Below are 562 nucleotides of genomic sequence, written 5' to 3'. Positions count from 1 at the left end.
TCGACATCGCCAAACGAAACTTCGTCATCGCCGTTTCGTCTTTGTCTAAAACCAAAACCGAAACCAACAACCCCAAAGGGATCGCCCATACCGTCGAATACCTAAAAAAACACAAGGTCGCCCTCGTCGTCATGGAAAGCACCGGCGGTCTCAAAATTCCCGCCGCCAAAGCCATCCACCGCGCAGGCATAGCCGTAATCATCGCCAACCCGCGTCAGACGCATCAGTTTGCCCAATCGCAGTCGCTAACCAAAACCGATGCCAAAGATGCCCAAATGCTCGCCTTCTTCGCACAGATGATGACGTAGAAAGAAGGTTGGCAAACCATGCTCTACCAGCCGCCCACCGAAGCGGAAGAAGTGTTGGAAGCATTGATTAACCGCCGCAACCAGCTGGTGGAGATGCGGACTGCCGAGAAAAACCGACTGCATCAGGTTCACGAAACGCAAGTCGAAAGCGTCAAACAACTGATTGCTCATTTTGACAGGTTGATTGACGAATTGGACAAACAAATCGATGACCACACCCACACGCATTTTGACGGCAAAGCCAAAGTGGCGGA

At 51.8% G+C, this 562-nt stretch carries 1 pseudogene; it reads left to right on the top strand.

The features are described from left to right. Window positions 1-562, top strand: a pseudogene (locus ACLD9W_RS12465) (IS110 family transposase); the annotation flags it as partial.

Origin of the sequence: Neisseria sp. WLZKY-1 (assembly GCF_046546535.1) — a bacterium.
GTDB lineage: Bacteria > Pseudomonadota > Gammaproteobacteria > Burkholderiales > Neisseriaceae > Neisseria.
Note: the sequence above shows the minus strand (reverse complement) of the source record. Positions and strands in the feature narration are given on the sequence as shown.